The 17,227-nt window shown below is 68.7% G+C and carries 13 protein-coding genes, 1 rRNA gene, 1 pseudogene and 1 riboswitch; of the genes and pseudogenes, 3 read left to right on the top strand and 12 right to left on the bottom strand.

All coding sequences use genetic code 11. The features are described 5' to 3' along the window. Window positions 1–597 precede the first annotated feature (597 nt). Window positions 598–2,550: an amino acid transporter gene (locus tag ACIRP7_RS34235; RefSeq protein WP_403667346.1), complete on the top strand. Its 1,953-nt coding sequence runs from the start codon at window positions 598–600 to the stop codon at window positions 2,548–2,550. 47 nt (window positions 2,551–2,597) lie between these two features. Continuing rightward, window positions 2,598–3,017 (top strand): molybdopterin-binding protein, encoded by a 420-nt coding sequence (locus ACIRP7_RS34230; RefSeq protein ID WP_403667343.1) that lies wholly within the window; start codon window positions 2,598–2,600, stop codon window positions 3,015–3,017. Window positions 3,018–3,071: 54 nt separating this feature from the next. On the opposite strand, the gene gcvP is transcribed toward ACIRP7_RS34230, so the two are convergent. Further along, window positions 3,072–5,957 carry an aminomethyl-transferring glycine dehydrogenase gene (gene gcvP / locus ACIRP7_RS34225; protein ID WP_403667340.1) on the bottom strand — a complete coding sequence of 962 codons (2,886 nt, stop codon included), beginning with the start codon at window positions 5,955–5,957 and terminating at the stop codon, window positions 3,072–3,074. A 175-nt stretch (window positions 5,958–6,132) separates the two neighbouring features. Beyond that, window positions 6,133–6,228: riboswitch (glycine riboswitch) on the bottom strand. Between the two features lie 123 nt (window positions 6,229–6,351). Between gcvP and ACIRP7_RS34220 the strand changes: the two genes are divergently transcribed. After that, a complete protein-coding gene (locus ACIRP7_RS34220; RefSeq protein WP_403667337.1) occupies window positions 6,352–6,729 on the top strand; it encodes a PRC-barrel domain-containing protein in 378 nt (125 codons plus the stop codon). Here ACIRP7_RS34220 and ACIRP7_RS34215 read toward each other — a convergent pair. The 11 genes and pseudogenes from ACIRP7_RS34215 to rrf all read right to left on the bottom strand — a co-directional run bounded on the left by ACIRP7_RS34215 (window position 6,645) and on the right by rrf (window position 17,092). Next, a pseudogene (locus ACIRP7_RS34215) lies at window positions 6,645–8,190 on the bottom strand (DNA polymerase IV). The gene ACIRP7_RS34220 and the pseudogene ACIRP7_RS34215 sit on opposite strands and share 85 nt — an antisense overlap. Before the next feature lie 58 nt (window positions 8,191–8,248). Beyond that, a complete protein-coding gene (locus tag ACIRP7_RS34210) occupies window positions 8,249–8,947 on the bottom strand; it encodes a MerR family transcriptional regulator (protein ID WP_403667334.1) in 699 nt (232 codons plus the stop codon). 263 nt (window positions 8,948–9,210) lie between these two features. After that, the gene (locus ACIRP7_RS34205; RefSeq protein ID WP_403667331.1) at window positions 9,211–9,684 is read right to left on the bottom strand and encodes a bifunctional nuclease family protein; all 474 of its coding nucleotides are present in this window, start codon (window positions 9,682–9,684) and stop codon (window positions 9,211–9,213) included. Between the two features lie 76 nt (window positions 9,685–9,760). After that, window positions 9,761–10,498 carry a MerR family transcriptional regulator gene (locus ACIRP7_RS34200; RefSeq protein ID WP_403667329.1) on the bottom strand — a complete coding sequence of 246 codons (738 nt, stop codon included), beginning with the start codon at window positions 10,496–10,498 and terminating at the stop codon, window positions 9,761–9,763. Between the two features lie 18 nt (window positions 10,499–10,516). Beyond that, entirely contained in the window at window positions 10,517–11,422 is a 906-nt protein-coding gene (locus ACIRP7_RS34195) for an FHA domain-containing protein (protein ID WP_403667326.1), read from the bottom strand. A 61-nt stretch (window positions 11,423–11,483) separates the two neighbouring features. After that, on the bottom strand, window positions 11,484–12,314 hold the full coding sequence (locus tag ACIRP7_RS34190; RefSeq protein WP_403667323.1) for a DUF881 domain-containing protein: 831 nt from the start codon (window positions 12,312–12,314) through the stop codon (window positions 11,484–11,486). 5 nt (window positions 12,315–12,319) lie between these two features. Continuing rightward, window positions 12,320–12,652, bottom strand: coding sequence for a small basic family protein (locus tag ACIRP7_RS34185; protein ID WP_003988855.1), 333 nt, complete (start codon window positions 12,650–12,652; stop codon window positions 12,320–12,322). After that, entirely contained in the window at window positions 12,649–13,554 is a 906-nt protein-coding gene (locus tag ACIRP7_RS34180) for a DUF881 domain-containing protein (protein ID WP_403667321.1), read from the bottom strand. The genes ACIRP7_RS34185 and ACIRP7_RS34180 overlap by 4 nt, the downstream gene beginning before the upstream one ends. A 95-nt stretch (window positions 13,555–13,649) precedes the next feature. Further along, entirely contained in the window at window positions 13,650–16,145 is a 2,496-nt protein-coding gene (locus ACIRP7_RS34175; protein WP_403667318.1) for a sugar phosphate nucleotidyltransferase, read from the bottom strand. Between the two features lie 113 nt (window positions 16,146–16,258). Next, the gene (locus ACIRP7_RS34170; RefSeq protein ID WP_266567473.1) at window positions 16,259–16,867 is read right to left on the bottom strand and encodes a CDP-alcohol phosphatidyltransferase family protein; all 609 of its coding nucleotides are present in this window, start codon (window positions 16,865–16,867) and stop codon (window positions 16,259–16,261) included. 108 nt (window positions 16,868–16,975) lie between these two features. After that, a 5S ribosomal RNA gene (gene rrf / locus ACIRP7_RS34165) occupies window positions 16,976–17,092 on the bottom strand. Between the last annotated feature and the right edge of the window lie 135 nt (window positions 17,093–17,227).

The following is a 17,227-nucleotide window of genomic DNA, read 5'->3' as shown; positions in this document are numbered from 1 at the left end:
CCTCGCGGCGACCACGCACCGAGCCCGCGACAGGGACCGGATCGGCCCGCAGCGCACCGGGCCGGGGGTAACCTCCGCCGGCCGGGGCACCACACATCTGACGCCATCCGACCCGTCGGGGCAGCCGAAACATTCGGTAGCCCGGGCGAACATTACGAAGCGGTCCGCGCGGAGATTCCCCACGGACCGCATCACCTGGTCCCAGAAGGGCTTGCCCCGGCCAGGGCGGGGTGACCGGCAGTGACGTCCCCGTTCGTGTGCGGCGGCGTCGCCGTCCCCGGCCCCTCGGCGCCGCCAGGTCTCTGGCGCACGTTCGTGCCGCCCCTCAAGGGCTTCGCGCCCGCCGTAATTCCCCGGTCCCGCCATGACTCTGCGTGTCCACGTCCGCCGTCCCACCCACACGGCTCGCACGGGAACATGCGTCCCCCTCATCTGGCCCATCACCCGCCGCCGGACCCCACGACCCGAGTCTTAACGGAAGTTTGACGCCCGTAGACCCTCCAGCCAGAGGCCCGAACATCACTCTCCGCTTACGCTGTTCCCGCCGTCAGACGGGCGGCCGGATCCGAGCCGAGCAGCACGCCAGGAGCACCCCCGATGGCCCTCACCGAAGACCCACCCTCCGGTCGTCTGCGTTCGTGGATGCTGGAGGGTCTGTCCGACATGGGCAAGGGCGGCGGCCACACGGGCCCGCACGCCCAACCCGAACCCCCGCACCAGGGTCAGTCCTGGTACCGGGTGATGTGCCTGACCGGCGTCGACTACTTCTCCACCCTCGGCTACCAGCCCGGCATCGCCGCCCTCGCGGCCGGCCTCCTCTCCCCCGTCGCCACCATCGTGCTCGTCCTGGTCACCCTGGCCGGCGCCCTGCCGGTCTACCGCCGCGTGGCCGAGGAGAGCCCTCACGGTGAGGGTTCCATCGCCATGCTGGAGCGCCTGCTGTCCTTCTGGCAGGGCAAGCTCTTCGTCCTGACCCTGCTCGGCTTCGCCGCCACCGACTTCCTGATCACCATCACGCTGTCCGCGGCGGACGCCTCGACCCACCTGATCGAGAACCCCCATCTGACCGGCGCCCTGCACGACCAGAAGATGCTGATCACCCTCGTCCTGGTCGCCCTGCTCGGCGCGGTCTTCCTCAAGGGGTTCCTGGAAGCGATCGGTGTCGCGGTCGCCCTGGTCGGCCTGTATCTCGGTCTCAACGTCGTGGTGGTCGCGGTCGGTCTGTGGCACGTCGTCACGGCAGGGCATGTGATCACGGACTGGTCCAGCGCCCTGACCGCCGAGCACGGCAACGTGTTCGCCATGGTCGGCGTGGCCCTGCTCGTCTTCCCCAAGCTCGCGCTGGGCCTGTCCGGCTTCGAGACCGGCGTCGCGGTCATGCCACACGTCAAGGGCGAGGCCGGCGACACCGAGGAGCGTCCGACCGGCCGGATCCACGACACCAAGAAACTGCTCACCGCCGCCGCCCTGATCATGAGCGTCTTCCTGATCGCCACCAGCTTCATCACCACCCTTCTGATCCCGGAGAAGGAGTTCGAGTCGGGCGGCCAGGCCAACGGCCGCGCCCTCGCGTACCTCGCACACAACTACCTGGGCGGCGTCTTCGGCACGGTCTATGACATCTCGACCATCGCCATCCTGTGGTTCGCCGGCGCCTCCGCGATGGCCGGCCTGCTCAACCTGATGCCCCGCTACCTGCCCCGCTACGGCATGGCCCCGCACTGGGCCCGCGCCGTACGCCCCATGGTCATCGTGTTCACCCTCATCGGCTTCCTGGTCACATGGATCTTCGATGCCGACGTCGACGCCCAGGGCGGCGCCTATGCCACCGGCGTCCTGGTCCTCATCAGCTCCGCGGCGATCGCGGTGACCATCGCGGCCCGCAAGGCCGTCCAGCGGGGCTGGACGATCGGCTTCGCGGTCATCTCGGCGGTCTTTCTCTACGTCACCGTCGCGAACGTCATCGAACGCCCCGACGGCGTCAAGATCGGCGCCTGCTTCATCGCCGGCATCATCCTCGTCTCCCTGCTCTCCCGGCTGGCCCGTGCCTTCGAGCTGCGCGTGACCAGCGTGCGGCTGGACGCCATGGCGGAACGTTTCATCCGGGACATCGCCAGCCGCAAGATCCGCTTCATCGCCAACGAACCCGACCAGCGGGACCAGGCCGAATACCGCGAAAAGATCGAACAGATCCGGGCCGACAACGACATCCCCGGCGAGGACTTCGTCTTCGTCGAGGTAACCGTCCTGGACCCCTCCGAGTTCGAGGCGGGCCTGACCGTCCGCGGGGAGGTCCTGCACGGCCGCTACCGCGTCCTGACCCTGGAGTCCTCCTCCATCCCGAACGCCCTGGCCGCCCTCCTCCTGCATGTCCGCGACATCACCGGCTGCATCCCCCACATCTACTTCGAATGGACCGAGGGCAGCCCCTTCCACCAGTTCCTGCGCTTCTTCCTCTTCGGCCAGGGCGAGGTCGCCCCCGTCACCCGGGAGGTCCTGCGCGAGGCGGAACCCGACCGGGCCCGCCGTCCCCGCGTCCACACCGGCTGACCCACAGATACCCGACATGAGCCGCGTACGGCCCTAAGTTGATGCCCATGATCCTGAGCATCCGCAACCAGCTCCCCGGAACCGTCACCACCGTCACCCGGGGCGAGGCCATGGCGACGGTCAAGATCCGCCTCGACGGCGGGCAGGACCTCACGGCCGCGATCACCCTCGATGCCGTGGAGGATCTCGGCCTCACCCCGGGTTCTTCCGTGCGCGCCCTGGTGAAGTCGACGGAGGTCTCCCTCGCCACCGCCCCGGTCCGGGGCCTGTCCATCCGCAATCAGCTCCCGGGCACGGTCACCGCCGTGGCCACCGGCGCCGCCATGGCCACGGTGAAGATCGCCGTCGAGGGCGGCGAGTTCACCTCCGCGATCACCGCGGACTCCGCGACGGACCTCGCCCTGGCCGTCGGCACCCCCGTGGTCGCCCTCATCAAGTCGACAGAGGTGTCACTGGCGAGGGAGTAGGCCCCGGCGCAACGAGAAAGGGCCCCGCCGAAACGGGGCCCTCATCGCATCGGGTCAGTCCTCGTACGCGTCCAGCGGCGGGCACGAACACACCAGGTTCCGGTCACCGAAGGCCTGATCGATCCGCCGCACCGGCGGCCAGTACTTGTCCGCGACCGACACCCCGGCCGGGAACACGGCCTCCTCACGGGTGTACGCGTGCTCCCACTCGCCGCCCAGCGCGCCGGCGGTGTGCGGGGCGTTGCGCAGCGGGTTGTCGTCGGCGGCCCACTCCCCGGTGCCGACCTTCTCGATCTCTCCGCGAATGGCGATCATCGCCGCGCAGAACCGGTCGAGTTCGGTCAGGTCCTCGGACTCGGTCGGCTCGATCATCAGGGTCCCGGCCACCGGGAACGACATGGTCGGCGCGTGGAAGCCGTAGTCGATGAGCCGCTTGGCCACGTCGTCGACGCTCACCCCGGTCGCCTTGGTCAGCGGCCGCAGGTCGATGATGCACTCGTGCGCGACCAGCCCGCCGGGGCCGGTGTAGAGCACGGGGTAGTGCGGCTCGAGCCGCTTGGCGATGTAGTTGGCGGAGAGCACCGCCACCTGAGTGGCCCGCTTGAGCCCCTCACCGCCCATGAGCCGGACGTACGCCCACGAGATCGGCAGAATGCCCGCGGAACCCCAGGGAGCGGCCGAGATGGGCCCCACGCCCGTCTCCGGGCCGGCCGCGGGCTGCATCGGGTGGTTCGGCAGATACGGCGCCAGGTGCGCCCGCACGCCGACCGGACCGACGCCCGGACCGCCGCCCCCGTGCGGGATGCAGAAGGTCTTGTGCAGGTTCAGGTGGGAGACGTCACCGCCGAAGTGCCCCGGCTTGGCCAGCCCCACCAGAGCGTTGAGGTTGGCCCCGTCGACGTACACCTGCCCGCCCGCCTCGTGCACCTGGGCGCAGATGTCGGCGACGTGCTCCTCGAACACCCCGTGCGTCGAGGGGTACGTGATCATCAGCACCGACAGCTCGTCGCGGTACTGCTCGATCTTGGCCCGCAGGTCCTCGACGTCGATCTCACCGTCCTCGGCGGTCTTGACGACGATGACCTTCATGCCCGCCATCACGGCACTGGCGGCATTGGTCCCGTGCGCGGACGACGGGATCAGACACACGGTCCGCTGCTCGTCACCGTTGGCCCGGTGGTACCCGCGTACGGCGAGCAGCCCGGCCAGTTCGCCCTGCGACCCCGCGTTGGGCTGCAGCGACACCTTGTCGTACCCGGTGACCTCGGCGAGCTGTTCCTCCAGCTCGCGGATGAGCGTGAGGTAGCCCTGCGCCTGCTCGGCGGGCGCGAAGGGGTGCAGCTGCCCGAACTCGGGCCAGGTGACCGGCTCCATCTCCGTGGTCGCGTTGAGCTTCATGGTGCAGGAGCCCAGCGGGATCATGCCGCGGTCCAGCGCGTAGTCCCGGTCGGCCAGCCTGCGCAGGTAGCGCAGCATCGCGGTCTCGGAGCGGTGCTGGTGGAAGACGGGGTGGGTGAGGACGGCGTCGCCGCGCAGCAGCGCGTCCGGCAGCGCCTCCTCGGTGGCCGCGTCCAGCGCCTCGATGTCGGCCTCGACTCCGAAGGCGTTCCACACGGCACTCAGCTGGGCCCGCGCGGTGGTCTCGTCACAGGCGACGGACACATGGTCGGCGTCGACGAGGTGGAGGTTGACGCCGTTCTGCCGCGCCGCGGCGACGACCTCGGCGGCCTTCGCGGGCACGCGCACGGTCAGCGTGTCGAAGTAGGAGCCGTGCACGACCTCGACCCCGCCGGCCGTCAGCCCCGCGGCGAGGATGTTCGCGTACCGGTGCGTCCGCCGCGCGATGCCCCTCAGTCCGTCGGGCCCGTGGTACACGGCGTACATCCCGGCCATGACCGCGAGCAGCACCTGCGCGGTGCAGATGTTGCTGGTCGCCTTCTCCCGGCGGATGTGCTGCTCACGCGTCTGCAGCGCGAGCCGGTAGGCCTTGTTGCCGTCGGCGTCCACGGACACGCCCACGAGCCGCCCGGGCAGGCTCCTGGCGAACTTCTCCTGGACGGCCATGTATCCGGCGTGCGGCCCGCCGAATCCCATCGGAACACCGAACCGCTGCGTGGTCCCGACCGCGATGTCCGCCCCGAGCTCGCCCGGCGACTTCAGCAGGGTCAGCGCCAGCAGATCGGCGGCCACGGTCACGAGCGCACCGAGCTCGTGAGCCTGGTCGATGAGCGGCTTGATGTCCCGTACGACCCCGGAGGCGCCGGGGTACTGGACGAGCACCCCGTTGATCTCACGCCCGGCGACCTCGGCCGGGATCCCGTCGCTGAGGTCGGCGACGACGACCTCCAGACCGGTCGGCTCGGCGCGGGTCTGGATCACGGCGATGGTCTGCGGCAGCGTGTCGGCGTCGACGAGGAAGAGGCCCTTCTTGTTCTTCCCCATCCGGCGGGACAGTGCCATGGCCTCGGCCGCCGCGGTCCCCTCGTCGAGCAGCGAGGCACCGGAGGTCGGCAGCCCGGTGAGGTCGGCGACCATGGTCTGGAAGTTGAGCAGAGCCTCGAGCCGCCCCTGCGAGATCTCCGGCTGATACGGCGTGTAGGCCGTGTACCAGGCCGGGTTCTCCATGACGTTACGGAGGATGACGGGCGGAGTGAAGGTGCCGTAGTACCCGAGTCCGATCATGGAGTCGAGCACCTGGTTCCGGTCGGCCAGCGACCGCAGCTCGGCCAGCACCTCGGCCTCGGTGCGCGCACCGGGCAGTTCCAGCGCATCGGCGTTCTTGATCACATCGGGCACGGCTGCGGCCGTGAGCTCGTCCAGCGAGCCGTAGCCGACCTGCGCGAGCATCTTGGCGCAAGCCTCGTGATCAGGGCCGATGTGACGCTGCTCGAAGGGGATGCCCTGTTCGAGCTCGGAGAGCGGAATGCGGTGGGCGGTCATTGCGGAGGCCTCCTGGTCTGACGCGACCTTCGAGGGGTACCCCGGCACGGGTACCCCGACGGCCTCCCCCTCTGTCATCTCGACCTGAGAGCTTCACCGGCCGCCCGAAGGCCGCCGGCTTTCCCCGTCGGTGAGAGCGGAAGCCGTCGACACCCGCCCTGCTTTCCAGAGTGACCTCGTCCGTGCGGTACGTGAGCCTGAGAGATTCCGGGGAGGATTTGCTCCTTCGGCGCCTCCGATGGTGTCCGGAGGACTCTCCCGCACGGGATCAGCAGCCGCTGGCAAGCCTACCAGCGAGGTCGCCGCACGAGTCTTCGAGTGGCCGCACACCCCGATGTGCTCTTTCGTAGTGTTTACGACCGCTTCGGATGAGTTGCGACCAAGTGGAGGGCACGTGCAGACCGACATCGATCCGCGCAACCTGATCGGCCGCAAGGCGTTCGACCGCAACGGCACCAAGATCGGCACCGTTGACGAGGTCTACCTCGACGACGCGACGGGCGTGCCGGAGTGGGCTGCCATACGCACCGGCCTCTTCTCCCGGGACGCCTTCGTCCCCCTGGAGCCGAGCGAGTTGGTCGACGGCACCCTGCACGTCCCCTACGACCGCAGCCTCATCAAGGACGCCCCCGACTTCGGCGTGGGCCGCCACCTCTCCCCCGAGCAGGAACTCCAGCTCTACCACCACTACGGCCTCGACCTGGCCGCCCCACCCCCTTTCCCGGACCGGGACTTCGGCAAGCTGGCCGGCACGGGAGACGCGGAGGCCTGACCTCTTCGCAGCACAAGGCCCGTCAACCGCCCCACCACGGCCCCGTCGGCCGCCACAACGGGTCAGCCCCACGGGGGCCATCCGCGCCCGCCAACGAACCCGTCACGCGTGTTGCGGACGTGAACCCGTCACTTCGACCAACGGCAACGGCTCGGCCGACTCAAGCCCAGGATCATCGACACGGAACGTCCGCACCCGCCCCGGCTCCGAATCCGGCGTCTCGAACCGCACGGTCACCCTCCCCAGCCCGCTCCCCTGCACCCACCCGTGCCCGTACTCGGCGTGCCGCACGTCATGCCCGGCGACCCACCGCCGCTCGACCACCACGTCCCGCTCCTCGCCAGGAACGTCATCAGCCACCTCCTCGACCCCGGGATCCGCTGCCTCCCCCGCCGCCTGGGCGAACAGATCCTCCTGAGTGAAGTCGGCAAGCCCGGAAGCCCCCACGCCCAGCAACCGCACACCCCCCGTCGAGTCGACGCCCTCCAGCAACCGCAGGGCGGCCTCCTTCACCACGGCAGGATCATCCGTGGGCCCCCGCAGGGTCTCGGACCGCGTCAGCGTCGAGAAGTCGTACCGCCGCACCTTCAGCACGATGGTCCGCCCCGACAGCCCGGCCTCCCGCAGCCTGCGCACACACCGGTCCGCCAACCGCTGCACCTCGAGCCCCACCCGAACCCGGTCATGGATGTCCACGTCGTACGTGTCCTCCACCGACACCGACTTCGTCTCCCGCTCCGCCACCACGGCCCGCTCGTCCCGCGCCAGCGCCATGGCGTACAGCCCGTGCCCGTGCGCCTTCCCGAGCAGCCGTACGAGCTCGTCCTCCCCCGCCTCGACGATCTCGTCGACGGTATGGATCCCGGCCCGCCGCAGATGGTCGCCGGTCGCCGGCCCCACCCCGGGCAGGGTCCGCACCGACAAGGGCCCGAGCAGCGCCCGCTCGGTGCCCGGCTCGATCACCACCAGCCCGTCCGGCTTGGCCTGCTCGGAGGCGATCTTCGCGAGCATCTTGGACGCGGCCAGCCCCACCGAGCCCGTGAGGCCTGTCCCGGCCCGTATGTCGGCCCGCAGCTTCGCCCCGACCAGTCGCGCCGACGCCTCGTCCCAGGCCGCTCCACCGGCCTCCAGATCGACGAACGCCTCGTCCAGGCTCAGTGGCTCCACCAGCGGCGACAGCGCCCGCAGCAGCGCCATCACCTGCTCGCTGATCGCCTTGTAGAACCCGAAGCGCGGCACGAGATACGCGGCGTTCGGCGCGAGCCGTCTCGCCTGCGCCATGGGCATCGCCGAATGCACCCCGAACACCCGGGCCTCGTAGGACGAGGTGGCCACCACACCGCGCGGCCCCAGCCCGCCCACGACGACCGCCTTCCCGCGCAGACTCGGCTTGGAAGCCTGCTCCGCCGAGGCGTAGAAGGCATCCATGTCGAGATGCAGGATCGTGGGCGCTTTTCTCACATGTCCGATGCTGCCCTACGCCACTGACAATGCCCCGCCGATGCGAGCGGGGCAGGCGTCAGACCGCCCGGTTGCGGCGCCTGGCCAGCTCGTCCGCCGGGTTGTGTCCGATGAGCGTCTCGCCGGTGTCGATGCGCTCCCCGTGCAGCTGCGACAGGGCGCTCTCGACGTCCCGCCACACCACGCCCACGGCGATCCCGAAGATCCCCTGGCCACCCTGGAGCAGCGCGTGCACCTCGTCGGGCGAGGTGCACTCGTAGACCGTGGCCCCATCGCTCATGAGCGTCATGCGCTCCAGGTCCTGGAAACCGCGCTCACGCAGGTGCTGGACCGTGGTGCGGATGTTCTGCAGCGACACACCGGTGTCGAGGAACCGCTTGACGATCTTCAGGACGACGACGTCCCGGAAACTGTAGAGCCGCTGCGTCCCCGACCCGTGAGCGGGCCGCACGCTCGGCTCCACGAGCCCGGTGCGCGCCCAGTAGTCGAGTTGCCGGTAGGTGATGCCGGCCGCCGCGCAGGCCGTAGGGCCGCGATAGCCGATCTCCTCGGACGCCATGGACGTCGCCCCTCCGCTGTCCGGCACGGCCGCCGGTCGCTGCGGAGCGTGATCGGCCGCGCTGCCCTGAAACGGGCTGCCGTGATGGGGATCCCCCCAACTCGAACGCAGTTGAGAGCTTGGGGGAGGGTACGGACCGCTTGCCCCGAGACTCCGTCCGGGGGCACCCCCAGCCGTACCGTCGCCGCTGCTTCTCACGCCGACCTCCGTCCTTGACCTGCCTTCTCGACGGTAGGCAGTCACCAGGGGTGCGTCAACGATCGCCACACTCGGCACGCCGAGTGATAATCACCCTAGGAGTGGTTTCCCGTACCCCACCGCGGGGAAAGGCTAGCGGGTTGCGCTCCGGACGGGCCGCAGGACGCTCTCACGCGGCGGGGGCAAATGCCGGCATTTCCGTGACGACCGGACACGGCCGAGCCGTCACGGACCACTGATCCGCCGGCTCGGCCGCATCCGTCTCACTGACTGCTGGTGCCGAAGTCCTCGGGGGAGATCTGGTCGAGGAACTCGCGGAACTTCTCCACCTCGTCCTCCTGCTCGTCCGGAATGGCGATACCGGCGTCGTCGAGCACTCCGTCGCTGCCGTAGATCGGCGTCCCGGTGCGCAGGGCCAGCGCTATGGCGTCGGACGGCCGCGCGCTCACCTCGACCCCGCTGGCGAAGACCAGCTCCGCGTAGAAGACGCCCTCACGCAGGTCCGTGATGCGCACTTCGGTGAGCTCCTGGCCGACCGCCTCCAGCACGTCCTTGAACAGGTCGTGGGTGAGCGGTCGTGCGGGGGCCAGGCCCTGCTGCGCGAAGGCGATGGCCGTCGCCTCCCCCGGCCCGATCCAGATGGGGAGGTAGCGGTCGCCTCCCACTTCACGCAGGAGCACGATCGGTTGGTTGGAGGGCATTTCGACCCGGACACCTACGACATCGAGCTCGTTCACACAGCAACCCTAGGCCGTGCCCGGGACGTTTGGGTAGTCGGGCAGGAAACGGGTGACGATCCGGCCCCCGGCGCCCTCAGGGCAGGCGCACGCCGAGCGCGGTCTGCACAAGTGCCGCGTGCAGCTTCACGGTCAGCCCCGCGAGTTCCTTGGCGCGGGCTTCGGCGTGTGCGCGGGTCTGCGGGTTGCGGTGGCGCTTCAGCGGGGCCACGACCTGGTCCACGAGCCCGGCCTCACGGTCGGCGGCCGCCTTCATCGCCCGCAGATGCCGCGGCTCGATCCCGAACCGCCCGAGCTCCACGACAAGTGCCGCCACCGTCACCGCCTCGGCGTCGTAGGCCCCGTCCGGCAGCGGCGTGATGAGGCCGTACGCCTCCCACTCCGCCAGCTGCGGCTCGTCGATCTCGGCGGCGGCGAGCAGCTCGGCCCGGCCGATCCGGGCCACGGTGGGGCCCTCGGAGACCTCCAGGACCGTTTCTCCGTCCCGTTGGCGGCCCACTGTGGGCAGGGCGACGGCCTCGCCGCGCTCCATGGCGTCCAGGTGCTCCCGGATCACCTTGAGCGGCAGATAGTGGTCCCGCTGCATCCTCAGGACGTGGCCGAGGCGCTCGACGTCCCGGTTGCTGAACTTGCGGTACCCGGAGGGGGCCCGCTGCGGCTCGATGAGGCCCTCGGACTCCAGGAAACGGATCTTGGAGATCGTGACTTCGGGGAACTCGTCGCGCAGCACGTTCAGCACTGTGCCGATGCTCATCAGCCCACTGTCCGTGGCGGCGGTGCCGTGGCCGGCACCGCCGCTCGGTGTTTGAAGCATGGACCTTCCCTGGGAGGGTCAGTAGCCCTGCTGGCTCGCGTAGAACACCAGCCGGTACTTGCCGATCTGCACCTCGTCGCCGTTGTTCAGAGCGACCGAGTCGATCCGCTCGCGGTTGACGTACGTGCCGTTGAGACTGCCCACGTCGGACACCGTGAACGAGCCGTCCTGACCGCGGCGGAACTCCACGTGCCGGCGCGAGACCGTGACGTCGTCGAGGAAGATGTCGCTCTGCGGGTGGCGGCCGGCCGTGGTGAGCTCGCCGTCCAGCAGGAAGCGGCTGCCCGAGTTCGGCCCGCGGCGCACCACCAGGAGCGCCGAGCCCAGCGGAAGCGCGTCGACGGCCGCCTGTGCCTCCGGCGAGAGCGCCGGCATCTGCGTCTGGCCGGTGACCTCGGAGTCGTAGGCCTCGAGTCCCGAGATGGAGATGGTGGAGGTCGTCTCCGAGGGACGCTCGGGCACGGCCCCGGCCCGCAGCGGAGCGCCACAGTTGGAGCAGAAGCGGCTGTTCTCCGCGTTGCGGTTACCGCACCTCGTACACACCAGGGCCGACATAGGGGAAAACCCTCCACCCGTACTTGAGGTTGACGGCTGCCCGAAACCTATGCCGCCGGACTGGGCAGGGTCAACAGACGGCACGCCCTGACCTCCGGAAACGTCACCACCCTGACCGGCGACCTGGTCCCGGAACAGCGGGCGCTGACCCTCAGCGTCGGGCTGTGCGCGATGACGAGCGGTCGCGTTGTCGCTACCTTCTCGCGCGCTCTTGCCGAACAACTTCGCAAACAACTTCACGGGCGATTCCCCTTGACCGAAACAGACCCGCCCGTGGGGCAGGACGAACCCTGATTGAACACACCGGTCGACCCGGACACCCTCACAACGTCCGTTTCCACCAGACAGTTTCCACCACGCACCACCCATTCGGTGCGCCGACCCCCCGCAACCTCATGCCCTGGCCGATTGCCCCCCATGCGCCGCCGGTTCACCGGGAGGACGACCGAGCGTAGTCAGGCCGCTTCGCGGCTCGCAAGGCGTCCACGACGATCTTGTCCGACCGCTCGACGGCGACGGTGGCCTGCTCCTTCTCGAGAGTCTGCACCACACCTCCAGGGATGTTCAGCGCCGGTTCGAGGTCCTGCGGATTGCCGATGACCTTGAAACGAAACGGCGCGGTGATCTTGTTCCCGTCGACGCTCACGCTCTTGTCCGAATCCGACAGATAGGTGCCCGCGGTGACCCGTACGCCGTTCACCTGGATCGCCTCCGCCCCGGCCGCTCGCAGTTCCTGGATCGCGTCGAGCAGCATGTCCGCCTCGACCGTCCCCTTGGTGTCCTCGATCGTCATCGTGATGCCCGGCCCCTGCGCGGCCACGGTGCCCGCGAGGATGCCGAGTTGCCGCTCCTTCTCGACCGTCTGCTTGCGGGCCTCCTCTGCCTGGTCAGAGCTGTTCTCCAGCTCGTCCCGCTGCTTCTCGAGGCCCTGCTTCTCGTCTTCAAGACGCTGAGTACGGTCGTCCAGTTCATCGAGGATGCGTACGAGATCTTCCTGCCGCGCTCCCCGAAGCGCACTGTCGCTGTCGCTGTTGGACGCCACCTGGACCGCGAGACCGAACCCGAGGCCGAACAGCAGTACCGCGACGATGAGTTGGGCCCGCGTCACACGCGGCGGCCACAGCCCCTGCACCAGCCTCCGACGGCCGGTGAGCCCGGGTTCCGGCTCCTGAGCCTCCGCTTGCCCGGGAGAGGTCGCCGGGAGTTCCTCGGGCAGTTCCTTGCGCAACCTGTTTCCGGGCGTCTCTTCCGGTTCGCTCATCGGCCTCACGCCCGGAAGACGTGCCGGCGGATCGCCGCGGCGTTCGAGAAGATCCGGATGCCGAGCACGACGACGACACCCGTCGACAGCTGGGCACCCACGCCCAACTTGTCGCCCAGGAACACGATCAGAGCGGCCACGACCACGTTCGACAGGAACGACACGACGAACACCTTGTCGTCGAAGATGCCGTCCAGCATGGCCCGCAGTCCCCCGAAGACGGCGTCGAGCGCCGCCACGACGGCGATCGGCAGATAAGGCTCGACAACCGCCGGAACCTCAGGCCGGACCAACAGGCCGGCCACGACTCCCACGACGAGGCCCAGTACGGCGATCACGATGTGCCCTTCTCAGTTCTCGGCTCTGCTGTACGTACGATCACACTCGGTGCGGCCGGCAGCCGGAGGTCGTCCTCCACGGAGATGGCGGTCCGGATGCCGTAGTTCTCTTCCAGGGCGTGCAGATACAGCCCGTCGGCACTGTCCTGGAACCTGGTGCTCAGCCGCTGCCCGTCACCCACGGCAAGCACCGTATAGGGCGGAACAAGCGGCTTGTTGTCGACCAGTATCGCGTCACCCGCGGCCCTGATCGCCGACAGCGCGGTCAGCCGCTGTCCGTTGACGGAGACGGCTTCGGCGCCGGACTCCCACAGCCCGTTCACGACCCGCTGCATGTCACGGTCGCGCACCCGCCCGGTGTCGGAGAACCCCGACGTCTCACGCGGGTTCCCGTCGCCGCCCGTACTGGCTTCCTTGGCGTCGTTCACGACCAGTTTGACGCCCGGGCCGTGTACCTCCACGGCACCCGACAGGATGTCCACGAGATCGGCCTGGCCACTGTCGCCACTCTGCTTGAGAGCCTCGCGCTGCCGCGTGCTGACATCGTCACGCAGCTGGTCGACGCTCTCCTCGAGCTTGTCCGCCGTCTCGGTCTCGCGGTCGATACGGTCGATGAGCTCCTCGCGCTCCTTGGCCACGACCGGGGCGGCCACCCGCGCCTGCGCCGCCCCGACGGTGACCACGAGAGCGGCGAGCACCAGGCCGACGGCCAGACCCAGCCTCGCCCGCAGTGTCTTGGGCAACTCGGCGTCGCCGGCGGCCTTCTTGCGGGCCGCGGCCTCGGCGTAGCCGTCGTCGAGGCTGTGGTCCATGACGTTGGTGAGCAGCGACATGGAGGCGTCCGGGCGCGACGGGCGCGTGGGGGTGCTCCGAATGGGGGGCTGCTGCGGCATGCCGCACATCGTCGCACGTCGCGGCCCCTACCTCCGAATGGCCCCATCGGCGTGCCGGACAGGCCCCCTTGGGGACACATGTCCGGCACGCACGCGTGCGTGGTTCAGCGGCCGGCGCTGTCCACGACCGCCGACCACTCGTCCAGCAGGGCCTGCGCGGACGCGTCGTCGGGACCCTCGGCCCACAGGTGCGTGACCGCCTCCGCGGGGTCCGGCAGGACCATCACCCAGCGTCCGTCGGTCTCGACGACCCGGACACCGTCCGTCGTGTCGACAAAGCGATCGCCCGCCGCCTCCACGACCCTGCGCATCACCAGCCCCTTGACGGCCCACGGGGTGGCCAGATCCCGCTTCAGGACATGCGCCCGCGGAATCCGCGCGTCGATCTGGCTGAGCGTCAGCTGGGTCCGCGCGACCAGTCCGATCAGCCGTACGAAGGCCGCCGTACCGTCGAAGACGCTGCTGAACTCCGGGATGATGAAGGCGCCCTTGCCGTCACCACCGAAGATCGTCGAGTCGTCGCGTCCGACCCTGGTCAGATCATCGGGCGAGGTGGTCGTCCACTCGACCTGCGTGCCGTGGTACGCCGCCACCTGCTCGCCGATCCGCGTAGTGGTCACCGGCAGCGCCACCCGGCCGCTGCGCCGCTCAGCGGCGACCAGATCGAGCATGACGAGCAGCGCCCGGTCGTCCTCGATGATCCGCCCCTTCTCGTCGACGAGGGACAACCGCTCACCCACCGGGTCGAACCGCACGCCGAACGCGGCCCGCGCGGACGCCACGATCTCGCCGAGCCGCACCAACCCCGACCGCCGGGTATCCGCCGTCTCCGTCGGCCTGGACTCGTCGAGCCCCGGGTTGATCGTCAGCGAGTCCACGCCGAGCTTCCCGAGCAGGCTCGGCAGCACCAACCCGGCGCTGCCGTTCGACGCGTCCACGACGACCTTCAGCCCGGCCTCGGAGATGCCGGTGATGTCGACGTTCCGCAACAGTGAACCGGTGTACGAATCGAAGACGCTGGCGGGGAAGTGCAGGTCCCCGATCTCGCCGGGGAACGCCCGCCGGTACTCCTGCCGCGCGAACACCCGGTCCAGCTTTCGCTGACCGCCCTGCGAAAGGTCCGCACCCTGCCCGTCGAAGAACATGATGTCCACGGAGTCCGGCACCCCGGGCGTGGTCCGGATCATGATCCCGCCGGCACTCCCCCGCGCGGTCTGCTGCCGCGCCACGGGCAGCGGTACGTTCTCCAGGTCGCGTACGTCGATGGCGCTGGTCTGCAGCGCGGAGATCACCGCCCGCTTCAGCGCCCGCGCGCCACGGGAGTGGTCACGGGCGGTGGTGACGGTCGAACCCTTCTTGAGGGTCGTCGCATAGGCGCCTGCCAGCCGGACCGCGAGTTCCGGGGTGATCTCGACGTTGAGGATGCCGGAGACGCCACGGGCGCCGAAGAGATGCGCCTGGCCCCGGGACTCCCAGATGACCGAGGTGTTGACGAAGGCACCGGCTTCGATGGTCTTGAACGGGTAGACCCGTACATTCCCCTGAATGATCGATTCCTCGCCGATGAGGCACTCGTCACCGATGACCGCGCCGTCCTCGATACGAGCCGCGCGCATGATGTCGGTGTTCTTCCCGACCACACAGCCACGGAGATTGCTCTGCTGGCCCACATACACGTTGTCGTGCACAACGGCCTTGTGCAGAAAGGCTCCGCTCTTCACGACGACGTTCGAGCCCACGACGGAGTGTTCGCGGATCTCCGCGCCGGCCTCGACCTTGGCATAGTCGCCGATGTACAGCGGACCACGCAGAACGGCGTCGGGATGCACCTCGGCGCCCTCGGCCACCCATACGCCCGGGGAGAGCTCGAAGCCGTCGATCTCGACGTCGACCTTGCCCTCCAGGACGTCGGCCTGTGCCTTCACATAGCTCTCGTGCGTGCCGACGTCCTCCCAGTAGCCCTCCGCGACATAGCCGTAGACCGGCTTGCCTTCCTTCATCAGCTGCGGGAAGACGTCGCCGGACCAGTCCACGGGCACATCGGGGTCGACGTAGTCGAAGACCTCGGGCTCCATGACGTAGATGCCCGTGTTCACGGTGTCCGAGAAGACCTGGCCCCAGGTCGGCTTCTCCAGGAAGCGCTCGACCTTGCCTTCCTCGTCGACGATGGTGATGCCGAATTCGAGGGGGTTGGGCACACGCGTCAGACAGACGGTGACCAGCGCGCCCTTTTCCTTGTGGAAGTTGATGAGCTCGGTGAGGTCGAAGTCGGTCAGGGCATCACCGGAGATAACGAGGAAAGCATCGTCCTTCAACGCCTCTTCGGCGTTCTTGACGCTTCCGGCGGTACCGAGTGGCTTCTCCTCATTGGCATAGGTGAGCTCCATTCCGAGCTCTTCACCGTCACCGAAGTAGTTCTTGACCAGTGAGGCCAGGAACTGAACGGTGACGACGGTCTCGTTGAGCCCATGCCTTTTGAGCAGCCGCAGCACGTGCTCCATGATCGGCCGGTTCACCACCGGCAGGAGCGGCTTGGGCATGCTCGAGGTCATGGGACGAAGGCGTGTGCCTTCGCCTCCGGCCATCACGACGGCCTTCATGTCGGAAGCGTCCTCCTTAAGAGATACGGTCTAGCCGACTTCACCCGTCCAGATTGTCCCGCACTTTTATGCCGGGGGCCATCGAGCCGCTACGGCCGTGCCAATGGGCGAGTTCAGTCGGCCTTGGCGTCCGCACGGACCAGGCGGCGGACTTGTACCACGTAGAGCACTCCTGCCCACCAGTACAGCGTTGTACCCCATCCGGCGAACGCCCATCCGAAAATAGCAGCGAGTGACGAGATCCATCCAGTTCCGTCACTGAGCAGGAGCAGCGGGAACGCGTACATCAGGTTGAAGGTGGCGGCCTTGCCGAGGAAGTTCACCTGGGGCGGCGGATAACCGTGACGCCTGAGGATGCCCACCATCACCAGGAGCACCAGCTCTCGCAAGAGCAGTGCAGCCGTCAACCAGATTGGCAGAATCTCGCGCCAGGTGAGGCCGACCAGAGTCGAGAGAATGTAGAGGCGGTCGGCCGCGGGGTCGAGCAGCCGGCCGAGGCTGCTGATCTGGTTCCACCGCCGGGCGAGCTTGCCGTCCAGGTAGTCGCTGATCCCGCTCAGAGCCAGTACCAGCAGCGCCCAGGTGTCACTCTTGGGCCCTCCGAACTCGGGCCTGAGGATCAGCCACAGGAAGAGCGGCACCCCAACGAGCCGCGCCATGCTGAGGATGTTGGGGATGGTGAGGACCCGGTCCGTCTGGACCCGGGTCTCCTGGACCTCCACCCGGGGGCCTCCTGTGGGAAATGTGCCGACGATGCCCCCTGACCCTACCTCAACGCAAAAAAGCTCCGGCCCTTGGGCTGGTGCCCAAGAGCCGGAGCTCTAAAAGGAGTTCGGCGGTGTCCTACTCTCCCACAGGGTCCCCCCTGCAGTACCATCGGCGCTGTAAGGCTTAGCTTCCGGGTTCGGAATGTAACCGGGCGTTTCCCTCACGCTATGACCACCGAAACACTATGAAGTTACGACCGGAAAATGACACAGTCGTTGCCTCAGAACTAACACAGTGGACGCGAGCAACTGAGGACAAGCCCTCGGCCTATTAGTACCGGTCACCTCCAGCGGTTACCCGCCTTCCAGATCCGG

The organism is Streptomyces sp. NPDC102270, from assembly GCF_044766405.1.
In the GTDB taxonomy this organism is placed as follows: Bacteria; Actinomycetota; Actinomycetes; order Streptomycetales; family Streptomycetaceae; genus Streptomyces.
Note: the sequence above shows the minus strand (reverse complement) of the source record. Positions and strands in the feature narration are given on the sequence as shown.

Coding starts and splice junctions, on each gene's coding strand:
- ACIRP7_RS34235 (WP_403667346.1), top strand. CDS start 598: ATGGCCCTCACCGAAGACCCACCCTCCGGTCGTCTGCGTTCGTGGATG.
- ACIRP7_RS34230 (WP_403667343.1), top strand. CDS start 2,598: ATGATCCTGAGCATCCGCAACCAGCTCCCCGGAACCGTCACCACCGTC.
- gcvP (WP_403667340.1), bottom strand. CDS start 5,957: ATGACCGCCCACCGCATTCCGCTCTCCGAGCTCGAACAGGGCATCCCC.
- ACIRP7_RS34200 (WP_403667329.1), bottom strand. CDS start 10,498: ATGCTTCAAACACCGAGCGGCGGTGCCGGCCACGGCACCGCCGCCACG.
- ACIRP7_RS34195 (WP_403667326.1), bottom strand. CDS start 11,422: ATGGGTGGTGCGTGGTGGAAACTGTCTGGTGGAAACGGACGTTGTGAG.
- ACIRP7_RS34190 (WP_403667323.1), bottom strand. CDS start 12,314: ATGAGCGAACCGGAAGAGACGCCCGGAAACAGGTTGCGCAAGGAACTG.
- ACIRP7_RS34180 (WP_403667321.1), bottom strand. CDS start 13,554: ATGTGCGGCATGCCGCAGCAGCCCCCCATTCGGAGCACCCCCACGCGC.
- ACIRP7_RS34175 (WP_403667318.1), bottom strand. CDS start 16,145: ATGAAGGCCGTCGTGATGGCCGGAGGCGAAGGCACACGCCTTCGTCCC.